The 22,757-nt window shown below is 64.6% G+C and carries 19 protein-coding genes; 11 read left to right on the forward strand and 8 right to left on the reverse strand.

Features of this window, described 5'->3' with window-relative positions:
* Positions 1-35 precede the first annotated feature (35 nt).
* The 7 genes from AB6804_RS26275 to tssC all read left to right on the forward strand — a co-directional run bounded on the left by AB6804_RS26275 (position 36) and on the right by tssC (position 11,912).
* Positions 36-1,787 (forward strand): ShlB/FhaC/HecB family hemolysin secretion/activation protein, encoded by a 1,752-nt coding sequence (locus AB6804_RS26275; protein ID WP_370888932.1) that lies wholly within the window; start codon positions 36-38, stop codon positions 1,785-1,787.
* A gap of 225 nt (positions 1,788-2,012) precedes the next feature.
* Positions 2,013-8,021 carry a filamentous hemagglutinin N-terminal domain-containing protein gene (locus AB6804_RS26280; protein WP_370888933.1) on the forward strand — a complete coding sequence of 2,003 codons (6,009 nt, stop codon included), beginning with the start codon at positions 2,013-2,015 and terminating at the stop codon, positions 8,019-8,021.
* Between the two features lie 11 nt (positions 8,022-8,032).
* Complete coding sequence (gene tssA, locus AB6804_RS26285) at positions 8,033-9,058, forward strand: type VI secretion system protein TssA (RefSeq protein ID WP_370888934.1); 1,026 nt, start codon at positions 8,033-8,035, stop codon at positions 9,056-9,058.
* Between the two features lie 59 nt (positions 9,059-9,117).
* The gene (locus AB6804_RS26290; RefSeq protein WP_370888935.1) at positions 9,118-9,585 is read left to right on the forward strand and encodes a DUF6484 domain-containing protein; all 468 of its coding nucleotides are present in this window, start codon (positions 9,118-9,120) and stop codon (positions 9,583-9,585) included.
* Positions 9,586-9,592: 7 nt separating this feature from the next.
* Positions 9,593-9,781, forward strand: coding sequence for a hypothetical protein (locus tag AB6804_RS26295; protein WP_370888936.1), 189 nt, complete (start codon positions 9,593-9,595; stop codon positions 9,779-9,781).
* A gap of 60 nt (positions 9,782-9,841) precedes the next feature.
* The gene (tssB, locus tag AB6804_RS26300) at positions 9,842-10,375 is read left to right on the forward strand and encodes a type VI secretion system contractile sheath small subunit (protein ID WP_035966667.1); all 534 of its coding nucleotides are present in this window, start codon (positions 9,842-9,844) and stop codon (positions 10,373-10,375) included.
* Between the two features lie 19 nt (positions 10,376-10,394).
* Positions 10,395-11,912 (forward strand): type VI secretion system contractile sheath large subunit, encoded by a 1,518-nt coding sequence (gene tssC / locus AB6804_RS26305; RefSeq protein WP_370888937.1) that lies wholly within the window; start codon positions 10,395-10,397, stop codon positions 11,910-11,912.
* Positions 11,913-12,391: 479 nt separating this feature from the next.
* Here tssC and AB6804_RS26310 read toward each other — a convergent pair whose 3' ends face one another.
* The 3 genes from AB6804_RS26310 to AB6804_RS26320 form a co-directional block, all read right to left on the reverse strand.
* On the reverse strand, positions 12,392-12,607 hold the full coding sequence (locus tag AB6804_RS26310; protein WP_370888938.1) for a hypothetical protein: 216 nt from the start codon (positions 12,605-12,607) through the stop codon (positions 12,392-12,394).
* Positions 12,608-12,796: 189 nt separating this feature from the next.
* Positions 12,797-13,234 (reverse strand): host attachment protein, encoded by a 438-nt coding sequence (locus AB6804_RS26315; RefSeq protein ID WP_370888939.1) that lies wholly within the window; start codon positions 13,232-13,234, stop codon positions 12,797-12,799.
* Between the two features lie 7 nt (positions 13,235-13,241).
* Complete coding sequence (locus AB6804_RS26320) at positions 13,242-14,456, reverse strand: alkene reductase (RefSeq protein WP_370888940.1); 1,215 nt, start codon at positions 14,454-14,456, stop codon at positions 13,242-13,244.
* Positions 14,457-14,913: 457 nt separating this feature from the next.
* Between AB6804_RS26320 and AB6804_RS26325 the strand changes: the two genes are divergently transcribed.
* Positions 14,914-15,057 carry a hypothetical protein gene (locus AB6804_RS26325; RefSeq protein WP_370888941.1) on the forward strand — a complete coding sequence of 48 codons (144 nt, stop codon included), beginning with the start codon at positions 14,914-14,916 and terminating at the stop codon, positions 15,055-15,057.
* A 36-nt stretch (positions 15,058-15,093) separates the two neighbouring features.
* Here the strand turns inward: AB6804_RS26325 and AB6804_RS26330 are convergent, their stop codons facing one another.
* The 4 genes from AB6804_RS26330 to AB6804_RS26345 all read right to left on the reverse strand — a co-directional run bounded on the left by AB6804_RS26330 (position 15,094) and on the right by AB6804_RS26345 (position 17,786).
* Positions 15,094-15,672: an Hsp20/alpha crystallin family protein gene (locus AB6804_RS26330; RefSeq protein ID WP_370888942.1), complete on the reverse strand. Its 579-nt coding sequence runs from the start codon at positions 15,670-15,672 to the stop codon at positions 15,094-15,096.
* 77 nt (positions 15,673-15,749) lie between these two features.
* Positions 15,750-16,103: a PRC-barrel domain-containing protein gene (locus AB6804_RS26335; protein WP_370888943.1), complete on the reverse strand. Its 354-nt coding sequence runs from the start codon at positions 16,101-16,103 to the stop codon at positions 15,750-15,752.
* A 119-nt stretch (positions 16,104-16,222) separates the two neighbouring features.
* The gene (locus AB6804_RS26340) at positions 16,223-16,798 is read right to left on the reverse strand and encodes an HdeD family acid-resistance protein (protein WP_370888944.1); all 576 of its coding nucleotides are present in this window, start codon (positions 16,796-16,798) and stop codon (positions 16,223-16,225) included.
* 496 nt (positions 16,799-17,294) lie between these two features.
* Positions 17,295-17,786 (reverse strand): phosphate-starvation-inducible PsiE family protein, encoded by a 492-nt coding sequence (locus AB6804_RS26345; protein ID WP_370888950.1) that lies wholly within the window; start codon positions 17,784-17,786, stop codon positions 17,295-17,297.
* A gap of 669 nt (positions 17,787-18,455) precedes the next feature.
* Here AB6804_RS26345 and AB6804_RS26350 point away from each other — a divergent pair.
* The 3 genes from AB6804_RS26350 to AB6804_RS26360 all read left to right on the forward strand — a co-directional run bounded on the left by AB6804_RS26350 (position 18,456) and on the right by AB6804_RS26360 (position 21,419).
* Complete coding sequence (locus AB6804_RS26350) at positions 18,456-19,355, forward strand: MurR/RpiR family transcriptional regulator (RefSeq protein WP_370888945.1); 900 nt, start codon at positions 18,456-18,458, stop codon at positions 19,353-19,355.
* A 98-nt stretch (positions 19,356-19,453) separates the two neighbouring features.
* Positions 19,454-20,797, forward strand: a complete 1,344-nt coding sequence (locus AB6804_RS26355) for an aspartate aminotransferase family protein (protein ID WP_370888946.1) — start codon at positions 19,454-19,456, stop codon at positions 20,795-20,797.
* 67 nt (positions 20,798-20,864) lie between these two features.
* On the forward strand, positions 20,865-21,419 hold the full coding sequence (locus AB6804_RS26360) for a carboxymuconolactone decarboxylase family protein (RefSeq protein ID WP_370888947.1): 555 nt from the start codon (positions 20,865-20,867) through the stop codon (positions 21,417-21,419).
* A 35-nt stretch (positions 21,420-21,454) separates the two neighbouring features.
* Here the strand turns inward: AB6804_RS26360 and AB6804_RS26365 are convergent, their stop codons facing one another.
* Positions 21,455-22,360: a glutamate/aspartate ABC transporter substrate-binding protein gene (locus AB6804_RS26365; protein ID WP_370888948.1), complete on the reverse strand. Its 906-nt coding sequence runs from the start codon at positions 22,358-22,360 to the stop codon at positions 21,455-21,457.
* Positions 22,361-22,757: the final 397 nt, after the last annotated feature.

The raw sequence follows: 22,757 nt of genomic DNA on the forward strand, positions 1-22,757 counted from the left end.
TTCGTTTCGATAACGACGCAGCAGTGAACGATGCCATGAAATCCTTCGCTATCCGTATCAATCAGCGCCCGCGCGGAATCGTGCGCGCAGCCTGCGCGAGCCTCGCGTGCGCGGGCGCGCTGGGTGCGCTCGGCGCGCCGGACGCACGGGCGCAGCAGGTCCCGCTTCCCGGCACGCAGCAGACGCCGAGCGCGGGGACGCTGCTCAACGAGCAACCGCGTCCGTCGACAGCCGCGCCGCCGCCCGGTGGCGCCAACGCGCTGCCTGCGCCGCCCGCCGCCGCGCCGGCCGCGCCGGAAGGCACGATGTTCACGTTGAAAAGCATTCGCTTCGTGGGCAACGAGGCCGTGCCGTCCGACGTGCTGCTCGCGCTGGCCGCCGGCAGCATCGGTCAGCAAGTGTCGATGAACGATCTCAACGCGATCGCCGCGCGTATTGCGCAGGCGTATCGCGAGCGCGGCTACCCGCTCGCGCAAGTCGTGATTCCGCCGCAGGACGTGACGAGCGGCGAACTGACCTTCACCGTGCTCGAAGGCAAGATTGGCCGCGTGAGGCTGACGGTCGCGCCGGGTGCGCCGATCAGGGAATCGATGGTGCGCGCGCGGCTCGCCGCGATCCAGCCCGGCAAGCCGCTCAGGCAGGCGGAACTCGAACGCACGATGCTGCTGCTGTCGGACCTGCCCGGCATCCGCGTGAGTTCGGCGCTGGAGACGGGCAGCGCACCTGGCACCGTCGATCTGAGCGTGACGGTCGAGCCCGTGCGCCGATGGAACTTCGCGGTCGCCGTCGATGACTACGGCGCCGCGCCCGCCGGACGCTGGCGGCTCGGCGCAGTCGGGCGGCTCGCATCGCCGTTCGGCATCGGCGACAACCTCGACATCAATCTGCTCGCGGCGGAGCGCGCCGATACCGTGTACGGGCGCATCGGCTACGACGCGCCGGTCAACGCGTACGGCACGCGTGCGGGCATCGCGTATTCGCATCTGTACTACTACCTCGGCAAGAACTTCTCGGCGCTCGACGCCCACGGCGATGCCGATGTCGTGACCGCGTCGATCTCGCATCCGCTGATCCGCTCGCGCAGCCAGAACCTGTTGCTGCGCGGCGCGCTGGAGTATCGCTCGCTGACGGACAAGATCGGCAGCGTGAGCTTCGAGAATCCGCAAAAGCTGTATGTCGCGAGCGTCGGGCTGTCGTACGAAAGCCGCGACAGCTTTCTCGGCGGCGGCTTCAACAGCGCGGACGTGCAGCTTTCGTTCGCGCACCTGAACATCGATTCGGCGCTTGCCGAGCAGATCGATCAGGGGCCGTTCGGACGCCACACGCAGGGCAATAGCGTGCGCCTGACGATGCAGGCGAACCGCCTCAACGCGATCACCCAGGAGACGAGCTTTTTCCTCGGCGTGTCGGGGCAATGGGCCAACCAGAACCTCGACAGTTCGTCGCGCATCACGCTCGGCGGGCCACGCGCGGTGCGGGCGTATTCGCCGTCCGAAGCGGTCGTCGACGAAGGCCTGATCGGCACGGCCCAACTTCGCTATGCGGTGATTCCGTCGCTGACGCTGTCCGCATTCTTCGATATCGGCGTCGGACGATACAACGCGCGCTCGATTCCGGGGCAAGGCGCGAACACGGTGACGCGCAGCGGCGCGGGCATCGGCGCGTTCTGGACCGGCCCGTACGGCATCACGGTGGACGGCAGCATCGCGTGGCGGACGACCGGCCCCGACACGACCGGCGACGACAAGCTGCCGCGCGTGTACGTGCAGGTTTCCAAGTCGTTTTAGGCCGATCCACGTGGAAACGGCCATGCGAATCTTCGAAACCGGCGGCAGTGCAAAGCTCGCATCGCGCCCTTTAGCTATCAGAAACAAACGACGCGCGACACCGCGATGCAGACGATCTAGCGCGCCCGCCAACTCTGAATTCGACGTGGACGTTGCCGCGACGAGCGGCACTTCATGCGGCAACGCATGGCCGTTTCATCCGTGAACAGACCCTAGGAGCGCGCAATGAACGACATCACTTGTCTCCGGGCCCGCAGGCATCGCCGGGAATGGGAGCGCGCGGTCAGGCGGCTGGCGAAGCGCGCCGCGCGCTGCGCCGGGCTCGACGTGCGGGCGTCGGCGCTGCTGCCGCTGCTCGTGCTGGTCGCGGCTCCGGGCGCATTCGCGCTGCCCGTTGGCGAAAACGTCGTCGCCGGCAATGTCGCGGTCAACCGGCCGAACCCGCACGCAATGACGATCACGCAAGGTTCGCAAAAAGGCATCGTCAACTGGAACGGATTCTCGATTCAGGGCAACGAGCGCGTCGATATTTCGCAGCCGTCGGCGCAGGCGGTGCTGCTCAATCGCGTCGTCGGCAATGACGCGAGCCGCATCGCCGGGCAGCTTAATGCCAACGGGCAGGTGTTCCTCGTCAACCCGGCGGGCGTGGTGTTCGCACGCGGCGCGTCGATCAACGTGGGATCGCTCGTTGCATCGACGCTCGGCATCTCGAACGACGCGTTTCTCGCCGGCAAATACCACTTCGCGCAGCAAGGCTCGAGTGCAGGCAAGGTAACGAACGAAGCGACGATCAACGCAGCGCCGGGCGGCGCGGTGGCGCTGCTCGGCGCGCAGGTCGACAACAGCGGCCGCGTCAGCGCGACGCTCGGCAAGATCGCGCTCGGCGCGGGCAGCGACATCACGCTCGACTTCGCCGGCGACGGCCTCACGATGCTGAAGGTGAACGACAAGGTGGCCAACGCGCTGGTTCAGAACTCGGGCGTGCTCGAGGCGGACGGCGGGCAGATCGTGATGTCGGTGCGCGCCGCCGACGAAGCCGCCGCGAGCGTGCTGAACCAGACGGGCACGGTGCGCGCGAGAAGCATCGAGGCGCGCAACGGACGCATCGTGCTCGATGGCGGGACGTCGGGCGTGACCGGCATCGCCGGCACTATCGACGCCAGCGCGCCGAATAGCGGAGCGGGCGGGCGTATCGACGTGACAGGACACCACGTCGCGGTGAACGATGGCGCGCGCATCGACGCGAGCGGCGCGGCGGGCGGCGGGCGCGTGCGCGTGGGCGGCGGCGCGGCGGGACAGGAGACGGATATCCGCAACGCCGATGCGCTGTGGATGAGCCCGAATGCGCACGTGCTGGCCGATGCGCTCGTCGCCGGCGACGGCGGCAACATCGTCATGTACGGGACCGAGGCGGCGCGCGTCTACGGAACGTTGTCGGCGCGAGGCGGTGCGCAAGGCGGGAACGGCGGACTCGTGGAAACGTCCGGAAAGTATCTCGACACGGACGGCGCGCAAATTCATCTCGGCGCACCGATGGGCCACGGCGGGCAATGGCTGCTCGATCCCGCGAACATCGAGATCGTCACCACCGCGCCGTCGACGCTCAGTGCGCCGCAGTCCAGCGTGGATGCCGGGACGAACACCGTTACCTTCACGCCGGGCACCGGCAACAGCTACGTGCTCGCGAACACCGTCAGCGACCAGTTGAGCGGGGGCGTCTCGGTGACGGTCTCGACCACGGCCACTGACCCGACGCCCGGCAACGGCGACATCACGATGAACCGTGGCGTCGTCATCACGAAGGCGGGACCGACGCCCGTTCCCGATGCGACGCTCACGCTGAGCGCGGCCGGGTCGATCATCGTGTCGGGGCAGATCGGCGGCGATGCGGGGCAAGCGTCGCCCGCGGGACGCCTGAACGTCGTGCTCGACGCGAATCAAAGCAGGGCGGCGGACGGCGCGAACCGGGTCGTGCTGTCCGGCGCGTCGATCAGCACCAACGGCGGTTTCGTGACGATCGGCGTGCCAGCCGCGCTCGCGAGCACGCCCGCCGCCGCGACCGCTTTCGATGGCGCGGCCATCGGTTTGTCCGGCGCGACCATCGATACGACCGTGCAGATTGCATCGCCGGGAACGCAGACCGGCTCCGTCACGATCAACGGTCGCGGCGCGCTGACCATCCCGATTCCGCCGGACGGCTCGGGCCAGACGCCGACGCAATTCCCGACCAGCACGCCGCTCGCCGCCGTCAACATGATCGATTCGACGCTCGCGACCTCCGTCGGCGCGATTGCGATCAACGGCGAGAGCGGCAACGCGCCGCCGCTCGCGCTGGGCGGCGTGCGGATCATGGACAACACCGCCATCAGTTCCGGCAGCGGGAATATCGGCATCCGGGGCGTCGCGCAGACCGTGCCGGGTTCGTCGCCGAGTTTGTCGACGGGCGTATCGGCTGTCGGCGTCGCGCTGATTCCAACGTCGGGCAGCACCGTAGCGCCGAGCGTGCTGGCGGGTTCGGGCAATATCGTCATCGACGGCACCGCGCCCAACGTGCAGGCATCGACAGCGGTCAATGGCGCGGGCGTGCGCCTCGAACGCGCGACGATCAGCACCGCGAGCGGCGATGTATCGGTCACGGGCCGCGCGCCCGCGTATCCGGCGAACGTGAACACCGGGACGAGTCTCGTCGACGGCGTCGAAGTGGTCAGTGCGAATCTCGCGGCGGGCGGGCGCATGCTCGTGCAAGGCACGGTTCAGCCCGCGCCAGGCGTGCCTGCCGGCGTGCCGGGAACGGGCGTTTCGGTCACCGGTGGCGCGAGTGCATCGACGACGATCACCTCGGCCAACGCGGACATACGCATCTACGGCGGCGGCAACGCGCTGCCGGGCGTGTCGTTGCAGGGCGGGCCCGGCGGCGGCAACGTGCGGCAGGTCGATGTCCGCGCGGCCAACGGCGATATCGACATTCGCGGTTACACGACGAATCAGCCCGACGACGGCGTGCTCTTTCCCGGCGTGCAAATAAACAACGCGTCCGTGACCGCGCAGGGCAACGGCCATCTGCTGTCGATCACCGGGCAGACGCCCAGCGTCTCGCCGGCCATCGCGCTCAACGACGCGGTCGTCTCGGCGGGACGCGACCCGGACGCCTATGAAATTTCCGACACGGGCGGCACGCTCGTGTTGCGCGCGACGAGCGGCGCGGCCGTGCCCATCACGATCACGACGGTGTCGACCGCTGCGGCATCGTCGCTGTTCGCGCCGGGCGGCAACCTCGTGTTCGTACCGGGCGGACTCGCGCCGGACACGTTCGACCTCGTCGCCCGGAACGACACACCGATCAGCGTCGGCGGCGCGGGCAACGGCTTCACGGTCACGCAGCCCGTGCTCGGCCAGATTTCGCCGAATGTCTCGAACGTGATCGTCGGATCGTCGACGCATACCGGGCCGATCACGCTCAACGTGAACGCGCCGACGACGGGTGCAGAGGCGCTGACGCTCGCGAACGGCGGCAACGGCAGTCAGGGGATCGCGCTGCCGGTCGGCTTTTCGGGCGATACGCTGACCTTGCATTCAGCCGGCACGGTGACGGAAAACGGCGCGGGCATCCAGGCGTCGACGCTCAATCTGGTCGGGCCGGGCGTCTTCGAACTGGCGACCGCGCCCAACAGCGTCGGCTCGGTCAGCTTCTCCGGCACGCGCGACGTCAGGCTTACGAGCGCAGGGAACATCAGCATCGCCGATCCGAGCGGTTACACGTTCGATGGCGCAACGGCGCGCGTCGTGCCGCCCGGCGGCGCCGGCGCGACGCTGGCGGGCAGTGTCGATCTGCGCACGACCGATGGCGGCGAAAGCGGTCCGGGCGCCATCTTCGTGCCGGTGCCGATCGTCGAAACCGCAAGCGGCGCTTCCACGCTCGCTTTTCATTCGAGCGATGTGCTGAACCTGCAGAACGACATCACGTCGACGGGCGGGCCGCTCGACATCGTCGCCGATGCGCGCAACGCGATCATCGCGCTCGGCAATGCGGGCGAGGGCGCGGAGTATCGCATCCGCTTCGCGACCAGCGGCGGCAACGTCACGATGGGCACGCTCGACGGCGGCGCCACCGGTTTCGACGGCGCGACGCTGCAAATCCGGTCCACGGACATCGACACGCGCGGCGGCGCGGGCGGCGGCAATGTCACGCTGCATGGCGTCGCGCCGCAGCAGATTTCTCTCGGCGATGGCGTCGGATCGTTCCCGGCCTTCGGCACGCCTTACGGCGTCGACCTGAACGACGCGACGGTTTCATCGGGCACGGGAAGCATCGAGGTGCAAGGCCAGAGCCTGAATCCCGCAGCGAACGCGGGCGGCGGCGTGATCCTTCGCAATGCGGGCAACCCCGCCAGCGTGACGCCCGGCCCGACGCGGCTCGTCTCGCTGGCGGCCGACTCCGCGAGCGGCGGCGCGATACGCATCTACGGCACGGGCAGCGGCGCGGGCAACCACGGCGTCGCGGTCCTCGACGGCGCGTCGATCGAAGCGCCGAACGGGACCGTCGATGTACGCGGCGCGACGACCGGCGCGGCCGCCGATGGCTATGGCGCGCTGCTGTGGTCCGGATCGATCGCGGCGGCGAACGTGCGCGTCGCCGGGTCGACCAGTACGGACACGCCGGGCATCGGCATCGGCGGGGTGAGCCTGCCGCCGAACGCGCAGCTCGCCGCGCCGGGATTTGCAATCAATGCAGGCACGGGCGGCGCCGTGATCCTTCGTCCGGCGAACAACGGCACGGACAGCAGTCTCGCCGTGCGCAGCGGACCTGCGTCCATCGCCGCGCCGGGCGGCACGCTCGCCATCGCGCCGGGCTCGGTCGATCCGTCGAGCTTCGCCGTGATCGCGCAGGTCAGCATCCCGATTACGCTCTTCGGCACGAGCGCGACACCGGGCCTCTCGATCGACGCCACGAGCTATCAGGCGTTCTCGCCCGCGATTTCGACACTCGTGCTCGGATCGTCGACGCAGAGCGGGCGCATCACGGTACAAGGCGCGTGCGCGGGCGGCACGGGCTGCGTGCCGCGTCCCGCCGTCGCGACGAATCTCACGCTTCAGAACACGGGTGCGGGAAGCCAGGGCATCGACCTTCCGTCCGGCATCGCATTGCCCGGGAAGACGCTCGCGCTCCTGTCTTCCGGTCCTGTCACCGATCCGGGCGGCATTCAAGCGCAGACGTTGTTGCTCGGAGGCGGCAACGGCGACTTCCAGCTCGTCGATGCGGGCAACGACGTCGGCGTGGTCGCGCTCGCCGGGGCGCACGATGTCCGGGTCTCCAACTCGCACGGATTCATCATCGGCACGGCGAGCGCGAACGGCTTCGATGGCGTGGCGGGCAGCGTCGCCGCGATCGGCGCACAGCAACCCAACGTGACGCGCAACCTGACCGCCATCGCCGATACCGGCGCGATCGCGCTCGGCACACCCGGCGCGCCTTCGCAACTGAGCGCGGGCGGCGACATCGACCTCGTGATGCAACAGGGCGTATTTCAGAACGATGCGGGCGGTACGCTGGCCGCCGGCAACGCATGGCGCATATGGGCCGCGACGCGCAATGGCGAGAACCGCAACGGCATCGACCCGGGCGGCGCGCTGCCGAACTTCTACGGCTGTGTCTACGGCGGGACCTGCAGCTGGAACGGCCAACTATCGCAAAACGTCGTCCCGGCGACCGGCAATCACTTCGTGTATGCCGATCGGCCAACAGTGACCGTCACGATCGGCGATCAGGCGCGCATCGAAGGCACACCGAACGGCCCGTTCACGTTCGACGTGACCGGCCTGCTCGGTGGCGATTCGCGCGGCTCGAGCCTTGCCGGCGGCGTGCACGGCTCACCCGCGACGCCCAGTTCTCCGGCGGGCAAGTATCCGATCGACGGCGCGTTTTCGTCGCCAGTGGGCTACGAGGTCGTCGTGCAGCCGGGCACGCTCACCGTCACGCCGATGCAGCTTCAGGGCGCCGTTTTCAATCGCAGCGGCCTGCAGCCGCTTTTCACGGCGCAGGAGCAGACCTTCGTCTACGAGAGCAATCTGGGCGGCATCAATATTTGCGTCGGCACGAACGAGCCGATCCTCGCGATGCAGCAAGCCGAGAGCGAAGCGGACACGCTCGCGGCGGAATGGAAGCGCGTGCGCTCGCGGCCGAATCTCAACAACTGCCTCGTCGTGAACGGGCAGCACGGTTGCGGCGAATTCTGAGCGGGGCCGCGATGATCGACATCGAACCGCTGCTCGCGCCGACCGAATCGATGCCGCCCGTAGGCATCGATCTGGAATACGACGCCGCGTTCCTCGCCTTCGAAGCCCTTGCGCGCGAAGGCCCCACGCGCCAGTTCGACGCGCCCGCCGAGCCGCCACCGTGGACCGACGTGCTCGAACAGGCGCAGGCGCTGCTCGCGCGTTCCAAGGACGTGCGGGTGGCCGTTGCGTGGACGCGGGCCGCGTCGCATGTGCACGGTCTTGGCGGCTTTCTCGCGGGCATGCGCCTGCTGACCGGCTTGCTGGAACGGTATTGGGACGGCCTGTACCCGCAACTCGATCCCGACGATGACAACGATGCCGCGCTGCGCATCAACGCGCTTGCCCCGCTCGCGGACGCCTACACGCCGTTTGCGGAAGCCGAGACGCTCCTGCACGATCTGCGCGAATGCGAAGTCTGCCGCGTGCATGGCGAGCGGCTGACCGTGCGGGACATCCTCGTCGCGCAGGGCAGGCTCGCGCCGCAGGAAGGCGCGGCTGCGGCGAGTTTGCCGCGTGTCGAAGGCATGCTGGCGAACGCAATTGCGCACGATCCCGCGATGCTCGCCGATGCGCTCGATTTAGCCCAAGCGGTGCAGGCGCTCGCCGACTGCACCGCGCAGAAGCTCGGCTCCGAGCGCGCCCCGTCGATGACCGCGCTGACGATGGCCGCGCGCCAGATCGCCGCGCAGTTCCGCGCCGTCGCACCGGTGGATGCCCATGACGAACCCGCCGTGACGATTGCGCAGGCTTCGCCCGCCCCGGCGATGCATCGCGGTGTGGCGAGCCCCGGCGAGATCGCCACGCGCGAGCAGGCCGTCGCGGCGCTCGACGCCGTGTGCGCGTTCCTTGAACGCACCGAGCCCACGAGTCCCGCGCCGCTGCTGATTCGCCGCGCGCGCGGGCTCATCGGCAAGGACTTTCTCGCGGTGATGCAGGACCTTGCGCCCGACAGCCTTGCGCAGATTCATCTCATCGCCGGAACGAGGCCGCAGTGACGCGTTGAAACCGCACGCGCGCCGTTCGTCTTTCCAACGTCAGAGAGAAGGAGAACGCGATGAGCGGACGAGATTTCCTCCAGCCTGCGCCGATGCAGGTCATCGATGGCGTGCGGATCGGGGCGCTGATCGGCTTCAGCGGCGACGGCGCGCGCCCGCTCGTCGTCTATCCCGGCCAGCCCGGCGGCGCGGCGTTGCCCGCGCGCACGATTCCCGATGTGCGCGGCGCGCATATCGGAAGCGACGTGCTCCTGATGTTCGATGGCGGCGATCCCGAGCGGCCAGTCATCATCGGGTGTTTGCGTGAAGACCGCGCGTGGCCGCTCGATGAAGCGCCCGCGCAAGTCGAAGCGGATGCCGATGGCGAGCGGCTCGTCGTGACCGCGAAGGAGGAGATCGTGCTGCGATGCGGGCAGGCCAGCATCACGCTGACGAAGGCCGGCAAGGTGCTGATACGCGGCACGTATGTGTCGAGCCGGTCGTCGGGCGTGAACCGCATCAAGGGCGGATCGGTGCAGCTCAATTGACCGGCCGATGACGACGGAACTGATCGACGCCACCCGCATGGCCACGAAGGTGCATTGCATCGGCGTGCTGAAGGACGGCTATCGACGTCAGCGCATGGCCGCCGCGCGCCATCTCTGTCTGCTCGATCCGGGCACGGCGCTCTTCAACTGCGCCGCGCCCTCGTGGCGGCAGCAACGCAGTCTCGCGATGCTTTAAATCTGCGCATCGCTGGATCGTCTTGAAAGCGTGATCTCATGCTCACGCGAAGGAGTCGTCATGGCAACCAGCAGTCAGAAGTTCATCGGCCGCAATCGCGCACCGCGCGTGCAGATCGAATACGACGTCGAGACCTACGGCAGCGAGAAGAAAATCCAGCTTCCGTTCGTCATGGGCGTGCTGGCCGATCTGTCGGGCAAGCCGGCCGAGGCCCTTCCGCCCGTCGAACAGCGCAAGTTTCAGGAAATCGACGTCGACAATTTCGACAGCCGCATGAAGGCGATGCATCCGCGCGTCTCGTTCCAGGTGCCGAACAGGCTGACGGGCGAGGGCAATCTGAGCGTCGACATCACGTTCGAAAATATGGACGACTTCTCGCCAGCCGCCGTCGCCCGCAAGGTCGATGCGCTCGCCAAACTGCTCGAAGCGCGCACGCAGCTCGCCAATCTCGTCATCTTCATGGACGGCAAGAATGGCGCGGAAGAACTGATCGCACGCGTGCTCGACGATCCCGCGTTGCTCAGCACGCTCGCCAAGGCCACGCCGCCCGTTGATGCAGCCGTCACGCCGCCGGCCGCCGCAGCCGCTGAATGAGCCCTGAAAGGAAACGACCATGTCCGATATTCCGCAAACCGCCGCGTCGTCAGGGGAAGCGCCGTCCGCATTGCAAGGCGCGACGCTCGAAGGCGACGACCTCGCCGCGCTCCTGAACCGCGAGTTTCGTCCGAAGAGCGACGAGGCGAAGACCGCCGTGCAGACGGCCGTGCAGACGCTTGCGCAGCAGGCGCTCGCGCAGACGCAGATCATTTCCGGCGACGCCATCCGCTCGATTCAGGCGATGATCGCCGAGATCGACACGAAACTGACCGATCAGGTTAACGAAGTGATTCATCACCCGGACTTTCAGAAGCTCGAAGGTTCGTGGCGCGGGCTGCATTATCTGATCAACAACACCGAAACCGACGAGATGCTCAAGATTCGCGTGATGAACATCTCGAAGAAGGATCTCGGCAAGACGCTCAAGCGTTTCAAGGGCATTGCGTGGGACCAGAGCCCGCTCTTCAAGCAGATTTACGAGCACGAGTACGGCCAGCTCGGCGGCGAGCCGTTTGGCGTGATGATCGGCGATTACTACTTCAACCAGACGCCGCCCGATGTGGAATTGCTCGGCGAGATATCGAAGATTGCGGCGTCGGCGCATGCACCGTTCATCGCCGCCGCCGATCCGAGTCTTCTACAGATGGACTCGTGGCAGGAACTTGCCAATCCGCGCGATCTGACCAAGATATTTGGCACGCCGGAATATGCGAGCTGGCGTTCGCTGCGCGCGTCGGAAGATTCGCGATACATCGGCCTTGCGATGCCGCGCTTTCTGGCGCGCGTGCCGTATGGGGCGCGGACCGAACCCGTCGATGAATTCGACTTCGAGGAGGACACCGGTTCTGCCGATCATACGCGCTATACGTGGGCGAATTCGGCATACGCGATGGCCGTGAATATCAATCGCTCGTTCAAGCTGTATAGCTGGTGCTCGCGCATTCGCGGCGTGGAGTCGGGCGGTGCTGTCGAAGGTTTGCCCGTGCATAGCTTTCCTACCGACGATGGCGGCGTCGATATGAAGTGTCCGACTGAGATCGCGATTTCCGATCGGCGCGAGGCCGAACTCGCGAAGAACGGTTTCATGCCGTTGATACATCGCAAGAACTCGGATTTCGCGGCTTTCATTGGGGCGCAGTCTTTGCAGAAGCCGTTCGAATACGAAGATCCTGATGCTACGGCGAATGCTGCTTTGGCCGCGCGTCTGCCGTATCTATTTGCGTGCAATCGCTTTGCGCACTATCTGAAGTGCATCGTGCGGGACAAGATCGGGACGTTCAAGGAACGCTCGGACATGGAGAGCTGGCTCAACAAGTGGATCACACAGTACGTGGATGGCGATCCGGCCAATTCGTCCGAGCACACCAAGGCGCAGAAGCCTCTCGCTGCGGCGGAAGTCAAGGTGCAGGAAGTGCCCGGGGCGCCCGGGTACTACACTTCGCAGTTCTTCTTGCGCCCGCATTATCAGTTGGAAGGGTTGACGGTTTCTTTGCGGTTGGTCTCGCGGTTGCCTTCTGCTAAGCAGGCTGCATGAGTGTTGCGCTTGCGGTAGGGGTGCGTTTTTGTTCGGCTTTTATTCGCGGTGGTTTGTTTGCTCGCCCCTGCGCGGGGCGAGCGACTCGCTCGGCGGTTTGGCGATGTTTGCGCTTTAGTGTCTTTGCATCGCTTTGCTTCAATTCGTGTCGGTCTATTAGTGCGCCCCTCCCCGGGGCGGGGGTCACTTTCTTTGCCGCTGCAAAGAAAGTAACCAAAGAAAGCAGCTTTTTTAGGCCCGAAGCACTGACTCGTGTGGCCACTTCGTAGAACATCAGTGGCACTCAGCTTGACACAGCCTTGAATCACCTTCCGCGCCCACTGACTACTAACGTCCTGCGAGCCCCTTGGCTCGTTAACACCAGTGGAGCACTGCGCGCCACGCAAAAGGAAAGCCCACAAGAGACCTTCGACGGCACGCGACAAACTCATGCAGTCGCCAACGATTTTTCTCGCCCGCAAACAGGCCGCATTCGTTTGTCATTCGCGGCTGTTGCCCTCATCGGTGCTGTTGCTGTTCTTATTCCCGCTGTTGTTCTTGTCCTTTGCTCTGCTTGTGGTTTCAAACTGACTTAGTCTTGCGTCTTCATCAGGCGTCCAATCGTTCGCCTTGTCACGGCACACAATACCCGACGCGTTATTGCGACCACGCCACCGCTTGTCGTCGCCAGCATCCAAGCATTTGAATCTGACCATGTTCCCCGCCGATGATGCGCCCTGACAGATATCTCGACGCTCACCGGCGCGACCCCGACGGTTTTTTGCTGCCGACGGTTTCATTTAATTCGACTGCGAGCAAAGTTGACTACTGCGGTTCGTCAGCCTGAATTGCTAGGGAGCGGCGGGCGACACATTTGACGCGGGCCACGACCGGCCAGTCCGCCGTCAATGCCTTTGCAGGTGCGCTTCGATTTCGCGCGTATTGAGGGCCGAGAGATCTTCGTTGATCTCTTCGTAAATCATTCGACGCGTCTCCTCGCTCAGACGCTCGCGAAGCATCCCGAGAAATTTCGGCTCCACCACCAATCGCAATCGCTGATACCGATGATGAAGCCTTCCCTCTTCGACACGGTCGGCGACGGTCTTCGCAAATTTTTCGCGCTCCTTCTCGCTCAGCGCCGGCCCACTAGGGGCAGCATTGACGAGGTCTTCGCTTTCCCGCAACTCCAACTTTAGTCCCGGTGTCTCGAAGATTCGAGCGCGGCTGCCGTCGGCAACGACAACCCAGGTAGTGACAGCCATGGTGCGCCTCTCAGGGTGATCGGACGCCGGCTCGGCGGCCATCGCAAATCGTCGCATGACTTCAGCGAACTCGCCGGTCAACGACACTCTATCTCCAACGCCCATCGATGACGGACCGCGGGGTCTCCCCACGCTCCTGCGCGAGCGATGGATAGTCGGTGTACCCGCGCTCGCCGCCTCCGTAGAACGTGGAGGGGTCCGGCGAATTGAGCGGGGCGTGCGACCGCAGGCGTTCCGGCAGGTCGGGATTGGCGATGAACAAGCGTCCGAACGCGATCAGGTCCGCGTTGCCGCCCTCGAGCCATCTTTCCGCACTGCCGCCGTCGAACCCACCCGCAACCATCAGCACACCACGATAAGTGCGGCGTATCATCTCGCTCATGCGCTTCGCGCGCTCGAGGAAAGCCTCATCCTCACCGGTCGCCGCCAGCGCGGGATTGACGATATGCAAATAAGCTAGTCGGTATTGGTTGAGCTTCTCGACGACGTAAGAAAAGGTCGCCTCGGGATCGTCGTCATGCATGTCGTTGAAGGTGCCAAGAGGAGAGATCCGTACGCCGACCTTCTCTGGCCCCCACACTTCGCAAACCGTCTCGATCACCTCGATCAGCAGCTTGGCCCGACGCTCGATCGATCCGCCATATTCGTCCGTGCGGCGGTTCGTGCCGGACAACAGGAACTGGTCGAGCAGATATCCGTTCGCGCCATGTACTTCGACACCGTCCATACCGGCAGCCTTTGCGTTGCGCGCACCCCTGAAGTATTGCCGCACGAGATACGGCATCTCTTCCACCTGCAGCGCGCGAGGCTTGACGCAAGGCGCGACGACGCCTTCGCCCCGCTCGTTCTCAATGAACGCCTCTGCTTTCGGCTGGACCGCTGAGGGAGCAACCGGCAGCATTTCATCGGGCTGCAATGAGGGGTGCGATATGCGTCCTACGTGCCACAGTTGCATGAACAGCAACCCGCCCGCCTCGTGCACGGCGTCCGCCACGAGCCGCCAGCCTTCGACCTGCGCCAGGGTGTGTATCCCAGGCGTCCATGCGTAGCCCTGTCCTTGCATGGACACCTGGGTCGCCTCGCTGATGATTAGCGCGGCCGCTGCGCGTTGCGCGTAGTAGCAGGCGTTGAGCTGCGACGGAATGTTGCCTGGCCGGCTCGCCCGCGAACGCGTCAGCGGCGCCATAACGACACGATGACGCGGGTTGTATGGTCCCACCCTTACGGGTTCGAACAGCTTGCGTAGGGGAACTTGCTCGTCGCGCTGCCGTGCTTCTCCGGCTGCGATTTCTGTATCAGGCATATTCGTTCCCTGTGCTTGTGACTCGGCCCGAACAGTGCTGCCAGGGGTCGACGTCGAATGACATCAACAGACCCCGCTCTTCGCGAAGTTTAGCCATGACCCGGCGCGCGTTTCTTTCTGGTTGCTGCTCCGTTGTGTCACGATCCTGCGGTTACCGGTCCATCGCGCCATCGGGAGGCGATGCAAGCCGGGGTGAGCGTCCGATTGGACCGGCTATCGCGGCCGCTTTCTATCTGCGGCCACAGGTCGCCGGACAAACCGTCGAATAGTCCGCCGTGAAAGAGGGGCCCAAGCGGCGACAGACCGCCCTGATCGCGGGCCATGAGCTCCATGTAATGCTCGTCGCACAGCATCAGCTGCCGGCGCTGGCCGTATTCGGCGACCGTGATCCGGGAACGAGCCCGTTTGCCACAAACGCTGCAAGCGGGCGTGACGTTCTCCATAGGGTGGGCAAAGGATGGTCTTTCTCGCCACGCGCGCGCAGCCTGACGAGGTGCGTCGCGAAGTACCGCAAGTGTCGCTTGAATTGATGCGCGCCCCGTTCCGCGATCCAGTCTTCGACGCCTTCATGCGGGATATCGTCGAGGGCCAAGCGAGCTGACGAGCAGTTTCACGGTGTCGCCGTGTGCGCACCGCACTATTTGATGTCGAGACGCCGCTTCGCTGCGGGTTCATTCGCCGCTTTGGGCACCCGCACGGTGAGCACGCCGTTCTCGAAACTGGCTTCGGCACGATCGAGATCGACGCCGGAGGGCAGCGGAATCGCGCGCTGGAACTCTCCGAACGCCCGCTCCACCCGGTAGCAGCCCTTCTCGTCGCTTTTCGATTCGATGCGCTTCTCGCCGGTCAGCACCAGCATGTCCTCGACGACTTCGAGTTCCACGTCCTCGCGCGACAGACCTGGCAACTCGGCCACGATGCGAAGCGCGTCGCCGTCGTCGATCACGTCGACGCGCGGCTCAAAGCGGCTGGGACTGAAGTCGCCGAACCAGTTGCCAAGCGGTCCTATCCCGCCGAACGGATCCCGTATCAGGTCGGTGAGAAGATGCAGGGGGTCGGGCAGCGGCCAACGCGCCGCATCCAGCGATGCGGACGCGGCCGAGGACGCGGGGGCTTGCTGTGAGGGCGAGGCGTTCGGCTCCGCGCCCGCGCCCTTTTCCTCGGGGCTCTTGCGCAGGAAGCGGAAGGGGTTCCATTTCTCGAGGTCCAGTAGCATCGCTATGCTCCTTGCTCCAGTGAGCCGTCAGAGCGGCCCGAATCTTCAGTGACTCCTGCCGATGTCCGCGGCCGATGTCAGCCCTTGCCATATTCGGACTCCGGCAGTTTTTTCAGGGCATCCTTGTTTGCGCCGACCACGTTTGCTTCGGCACTATCTGCTTGAACTGCTGAATGAGGGATGGCGACACGGAGCGCCTTCATCAAGAGAAAGCCTCCGAGGTCGATGATCGCGGTCGAGAGCGAGCCATCGGGCGTGACGAACAGGCCGTCGACGCGGCCGATCGTTTCGTTCTTTTCGTTGTAGACACCAGCGTGAATCATCTTCGATGCGCGCCAGCACGTTGCGACCGCCCGCATTTCGGTGATGGTCGTGCCGAGCGTCGCCTTGCCGGCGATGCGCGCATCCTGCGCGGTCGCGCTGTTGGCCACGAGGCCGCCAGCGGATGGCGCAAAGATGGATGTCGAGTGCCTTGCGGCCGATGCGAGGTTAGTCTTCGTAGCGTTCTCCAGAATGTGCAACGGGATACGAGAACGCCAGGCGCAGACGCTCATGAGTGCAGCGGCGCGTTTTGCTTGTCGCGAAGGTCGGCGCCGCGCCAGTTCCGTGCGCCGAGCCCCAGGACGAGCAGAAGTGCGCCGGTCACGATCGCGTAGGTGCCGATCATCCAGACGAGGGCAAGCGCTCCCGCACCCGGGTAGACCAGCACGAAAATGCCGAACAGAACGGACAGGCTACCGATGCACAACAGCAGCCACTGCGTGCGGCCGCGCCTTTTCAGCCGAACCCAGGCGATGAGGTCGAACACGCCGGTAACGATTGCGTTCGCTCCCATCAAGGTGATCAGCACGAGCGCCGTGACGCCCGGCGCCGCGAGGGCGATTAGGCCCGAAGCGATCATGCACAGGCCGAGCAGCAAGGGAATCCACCAGTCGGTGCGGATGGAACGATGTCGTATCGCCGCGCTGACCGCCGCGATGCCTCCGATGAGTGCATACGCCGCGAACATCGCGACGAGAAGCAGCAGCGTGAGACCCGGCCAGAAGAGCGCGAGGAGGCCGAACAGGATCCCCGCGGCGCCACGCAGCGCGAGCATCCACCATGCGCGTCCGAGCAGTGCGTCCATTGGTTGGGTTCCTCAGCCAGATCGCGGGTAGTGCGCCAACACAGCGCGTGCACTTCATATTTCGTCAAGCGTACGTCCGTGAGGCGCGCTCGTCTTTCGAGTTCCTGCCCAAAGGCGTCGGATTCCTGCGTTTGTACGTCGCTCGTCGATCCGGTCGAGAACGCATCGACGGGTCGTAAGGGCGGTGCTCAACGCGCAATGCGGTGAAATGCGGCGGCGTCTGAACGTCCACGCGCGTCGCGATACCGGTTACCGAGAGGCTTCCTTCAGAAAGCATCGACTGCGCTAGCCGCAACTCTTCGGTAGTCAGGTAGAAGTGGGGCGGATGCCCCGTCGCGCTCTTAAAGGCCCACGCAAAATTAGACGGGCGCATCTGCGGGTATGCATGTTGACCAGGCGTTGAGCGAGGCTGCGCCGGACCGGGACCTGCAGGCCCGCGCGAAGATCGAGCACGAACCTGCAAGTACTCGATATTCTCCGAGAGAAAGTAGGTGAATCAAGCGCGCTCTTCGCGATCCCGCGCGGCGCGCGCAGCGATCGCGGCATCGACGGGATCGTCGCGCTGCCGCATCAACCAGTAAACGCTGCCAAGCGCGACCAGCGCGGCCGCGAGCGCGGCAATGCGCGCAGGGTCCGTGGCGGGATCGAGGATGATGAATTTACGTGCTATCGCGAGCATCGCCACGAGGATGACTGTCTTGACTTGCACGATGTGATCGCGTCTTAACATGACGCGGGTAATCGAATGTTTGAATTCCATCGCGATCAGTAGCGTCATCACCATTCCGAAAACGGCCTGGAAGATCCCATGATCCAGCGGACTGAGCGCGCCGGACAGCAATAGCGCCACGACCGCCCGAATCAACTGCCACAGCGATACGACGATGATCACCGAGATCACGACGCTCAGAATATGGGCGATGATTTGCTCGAAGCGTTCGTAGAAGGTCAGCACGCGCCATTGCAGCCGGAACTCGTCGACGTTCATGCGAAATGGGCTTGGTTTGCTCATGGGACGGTTCGCAGGAAGGCTCGAGCGCGGAGTGACGCCGTTAAAGGCGTGGACGCGGAGTTGCGGCGGCAACGAACGCCCAGTTCAGCCCCCGTGATGTTGAGCCAGGCGTGCGGCCGTTTCTTTCGCTTTCGTGCTGATTCTTTTTCTTTATCTGCTGTGCACAATGCGCCTCACTCGCAGAAGGCGCAGAGTCCGTTTTGTTCGGCGTGTTGACGCCTGCGTTGCGGGCATGGGCCCGCAACGCGTCATAGGCGATTCGGCTTGCGCCGCCACGTCCGCCAGCCGGGGCGGCTGATGCGGCTGGTGCGATACAAATTGCCGCCGCAGGGAGGCGATGGTCGCCGCATCTACGCGGTGACCGGGCGTCCATCCGACACCAGGTCACGGCGATACTTAATAGGCGGTTTCAAGGGTGAAGCGCATCAGCGAGATTGATGTTTGGAGCGTTGAGCTTGCCTTGCCCATGCAAGGGTCGCAGCGATGATTTCGAATGGTGAATGGACGTTGTGAGTCGTACAAGGTTGATTGTTCAGACTGTCCGCGATGGCTTCCAGTTGGTCCTGACTGTAGAGCGAAAGGGTGACCTGCGGCCCGTAACACCAGCGGTTCCTGGCCTCATCTTCATGAGGCAGCGCCCGACTCATGCTTAAATATCGAATCTGCCTTCCTTCAGATCGCAACGTGCCCACCTTCGACCAACTCGCCGCCGCCATCCGCGACCGCTTCCCCGATTTGAGCCCGCAATTCCAGGCCGGCGCCGCGTTCCTTCTCGACTATCCCGACGAAGTCGCCGTCCTCTCGATGCGCAAGGTCGCCGAGCGCGCCAGGGTCCAGCCCGCCGCGATGGTCCGTCTCTCCCAGCAACTCGGCTTCCCCGGCTGGAACGAGTTGCGCGACGTTTTCGTGAGCCGGGTGCGCACCCGTCCCGAACCGCTGACGACGCGAGCGCGCTCTCTAGTGAAAGGCGGCGCCGACAATCACCTGAGCCGCGATCTCGCGCAGGCGCAATTGCACAGTCTCGGACTCACGCTCGCGCAAAACGCTGCGAGTGTCGTCGAAACGGCGAAGACGTTGAAGAAGGCGCCGCAAGTCCACGTAGCGGGTTTCCGGTCGTGCTATCCGGTTGCGTTCAGCCTGCTTTACGGATATCGCCTCTTTCGTCCCTCGGTGAGCCTCGTCAGTGGCGAGGCCGGCACGCTCGAAATGCAGTTGCGCGGCATCGAGAAAAAGCACGCCGTCGTAGTCGTCAGCTTCGCGCCGTATTCCGTCGAAGCGGTGCGCGTCGCGCAGGCGGCCGTCGAGCGTGGCGCGAAACTCATTGCGCTGACCGATAGCGCCGTGTCGCCCATCGCCCTGAACGCGGATCACACGCTCATCTTCTCGCATGAATCGCCGTCGTTCTTCCCGTCGCTCGTTGCTGCATCGGCGCTCGCCGAGATGCTCGTCGCGCACCTGCTCGCGCTCGAAGGCAAGGACGCGATCACGAATCTGGAGCAGGCTGAAGCCGCGCTGCACTCGCACGGCGCCTATGCAGCAAGCTGACCCGCCGCGCCGCAACGCGCGGATGCACGCACAACATATGTTGTTTTGGTGATATTATAAAACATCGCGTGTTGCACGCACTCAACGGGGCAGGGACCATGACCACGGTATTTCATCGCGCGCCGCGCGCGAGGCTTCCGATCGCCGTGCGGGGCGAGGGCATCGAAATCGTCGATTCGACCGGCAAGCGCTACATCGACGCGTGCGGTGGCGCGGCTGTCTCGTGCCTCGGTCACAGCCATCCCCGCGTGATCGAAGCCATCCAGCGCCAGGTGGAGCAGTTGCCCTACGCGCACACGTCCTTCTTCACGACGCAACCTGCGGAGGACCTCGCGAACCTGCTCGTCGAAGCCGCGCCGAAGAATCTGGGTCACGTGTATTTCGTTTCCGGCGGCTCGGAGGCAATGGAAGCCGCGCTCAAGCTCGCGCGCCAGTACTTCGTCGAAAAAGGTCAGCCCGAGCGCCGGCATTACATCGCGCGCCGGCAGAGCTATCACGGCAACACGCTCGGCGCGCTGGCGATCGGCGGCAACGCGTGGCGCCGGCAGCCGTTTCTGCCCATCCTGATCGAAGCGCATCACGTCTCGGCCTGCTTCGCGTATCGCGAGCAGCAAGCGGGGGAAACCGAAGAAGCCTTCGCGCAACGTCTCGCCGACGAACTCGAAGCGAAAATCCTCGAACTCGGTGCAGAGTCGGTTGCAGCATTCGTCGCGGAAACGGTCGTCGGCGCGACAGCGGGCGCGGTGCCGCCGGTGCGCGAATACTTCCGCAAGATCCGCGCGGTCTGCGACAAGTACGGCGTGCTGCTTATTCTCGACGAAGTCATGTCCGGCATGGGCCGCACGGGCTACCTCTTCGCGTGCGAGGAAGACGGCGTGGCGCCCGATATTCTCGCGATCGCAAAGGGACTCGGCGCAGGCTACCAGCCGATCGGCGCGACGCTCGTGAGCAACGAGATCTTCGATACGATCGTCGGTGGCTCGGGGTTTTTCCAGCACGGTCATACGTACATCGGTCACGCAACGGCGTGTGCGGCCGCGCTCGAGGTGCAGAAGGTCATCGTCGAAGACAAACTTCTCGGCAACGTGAAGGCGCGCGGCGAGCAACTGCGCGCGGCGCTCCGCGAGCGGCACATGAATCATCCGTTCATCGGCGATGTGCGCGGGCGCGGTCTCTTCACCGGCGTCGAGCTAGTGCAGGATCGGGCGAGCAAGATGCCGTTCGATCCGAACCACAAGCTGCACGCGGTGATCAAAAGCGAGGCGATGAAACGCGGCCTGATGGTCTATCCGATGGGCGGCACCGTCGACGGCAGGAAGGGCGATCACGTGCTCATCGCGCCGCCGTTCATCACGACGAGCGCGCAGATAGAAACGATCGTCGAGCGGCTCTCCGACGCCATCGAAGGCGCGCTCTCGGCCATCGGCGTGAAGGCGGCTTGATGGTCATTGCCGAACGAGGCCGCGCCGTTGCCGGGGCGCGGCTCACCCAACGAACATCGATCGAATCATGAACCAGAGACTTCCCGATTTTCAGATCGCCACCGCTTCCGACGAACAGAAAGCCGTGTTGCAAGACATCCTGAACCGTCCGCGTGGCAATCTCAATGGCCCGTTCCTCGGCTGGATTTTCAGTCCGGAACTTGCACAGAATGCGCAACGACTGGGTGCGTTCTGCCGCTACAAGACGGGCTTGCCGCTGCGGCTTTCGGAACTTGCCATCCTCGTGACGGCGGCGCGCTGGCGCTCGCAGGCGGAATGGCATATTCATCATCCGATCGCGCTCGATGCGGGCCTGCCCGCCGATGTCGCCGAAGCGCTGCGCACAGGTCAGACGCCGACTTTCGCCGACGCCGACGACAAGCTCATCTTCGATTTCGCGACGGAGCTCTACGACACGAAGCGCGTAAGCGATGCCACCTACGACGCCGCCGTTGCGCGCTTCGGTCATACGGTCGTGGTGAATCTCGTCGGACTGCTCGGGTACTACGCGCTCGTTGCAATGACGCTCAATACGTTCGGAATGCGCGCGGAAGGACAAGCGGAACTGCCTTTCGCGGATTGAAAAAGCCGGGCGCAGCTTCGCGCCCGCCCCGGTCATCATTCGAGCGCCTTGTCGTTCGGGTCCGCGTAGAGCTTCTTCACCGTGTCGCTCATCGGAAAATCGAAGTTGATGTTCTTCGGCGGCACGGGTTTTACGAACCACTTGTCGTACATCGCGGCGATTTCGGGGCTCTTCATCACCTTGCTCATCGCGTCGTCTACGAGCTTTTTGAACTCCGGATCGTCCTTTCTCAACATGAAACCGTACGCCTCCGAAGACTGCGGCGTGCCGACCAGCACCCGGTCCGAAGGCCTTGCCGTCAGCGAGCGCGTCCCCGCGAGCAGCACGTCGTCCATCATGTAGGCGACCGCGCGGCCGGTCTCGAGCGTCACGCGCCCTTCGCCGTAGTCCTTCGCGCTGATGATGCTCATGTTCATCTTCTTCTCTTCGTTCATCTTGCGAAGGATGCGTTCGGAGGTCGTGCCCTGATTCGTCACGACCGTCTTGCCCGCGAGATCGGAGAAGTCCTTGATGCCGGAATCCTTCTTCGTCAGCAGGCGCGTCGTGGCGACGAAGAAGGTGTCGGAAAACGCGACCTGATTTTGCCGCGACGTGAGATTGGTGGTCACGCCGCACTCGAGATCGACCGTGCCGTTCTGTACGAGCGGAATGCGGTTTTGCGACGTCACCGGAATGAAGCGCACGCGCAGGTCCGGATGCTTCGTCTTGGCCTTGACCGCGTCGATGACCTTGTTGCACAAGTCCTGCGAGAAGCCGATGACTTCGTTGTTCGCGCCGACGTACGAGAACGGCACCGAAGTCTCGCGATGCCCGATCGCAATCATGTTGGCAGTCTGGATTTTGGCGAGCGTCGGCTGGCCGTCCTGGCCGTAGCTCACTCCAGTGACGAGCGACAGCGCTGCGAGCGCGAGAGCCGATACGAACGGCGACGTGGGTTTCATGACGTCCTTCTCTTGGGTTGTAGGATACAAATGTTGCCACATCAATATTCGGCGCAACATATGTAATCACCCTAAGCGCGAGGTTGCAACACCGTCACGCACCGGTAGCGGCGTGACCAGCCGCAAGGCTCTCGGGCGCTGCCCGTACCGCCAGCAACGGGTACCAGGATCCGCACGGCCGGAAACCATACTGTCGACAACGCACTCCGGTGCTTGAAAGGCGAATCTTTCGACCTACAAGGGCCGTACGCCGAATGATTCTCGCAATGGGTTTTATCCGCGCGCTGGAAGCAGAATGCTTTCAGTTCCAACGGTTTTGACGAGCCAAGGGGCTCGGAGGACGTTAGTAGTCAGTGGGCGCGGAAGGTGATTCAAGGCTCTTTCAAGCTGAGTGCCA

This window comes from Caballeronia sp. RCC_10 (genome assembly GCF_041360715.1).
In the GTDB taxonomy this organism is placed as follows: domain Bacteria; phylum Pseudomonadota; class Gammaproteobacteria; order Burkholderiales; family Burkholderiaceae; genus Caballeronia; species Caballeronia grimmiae.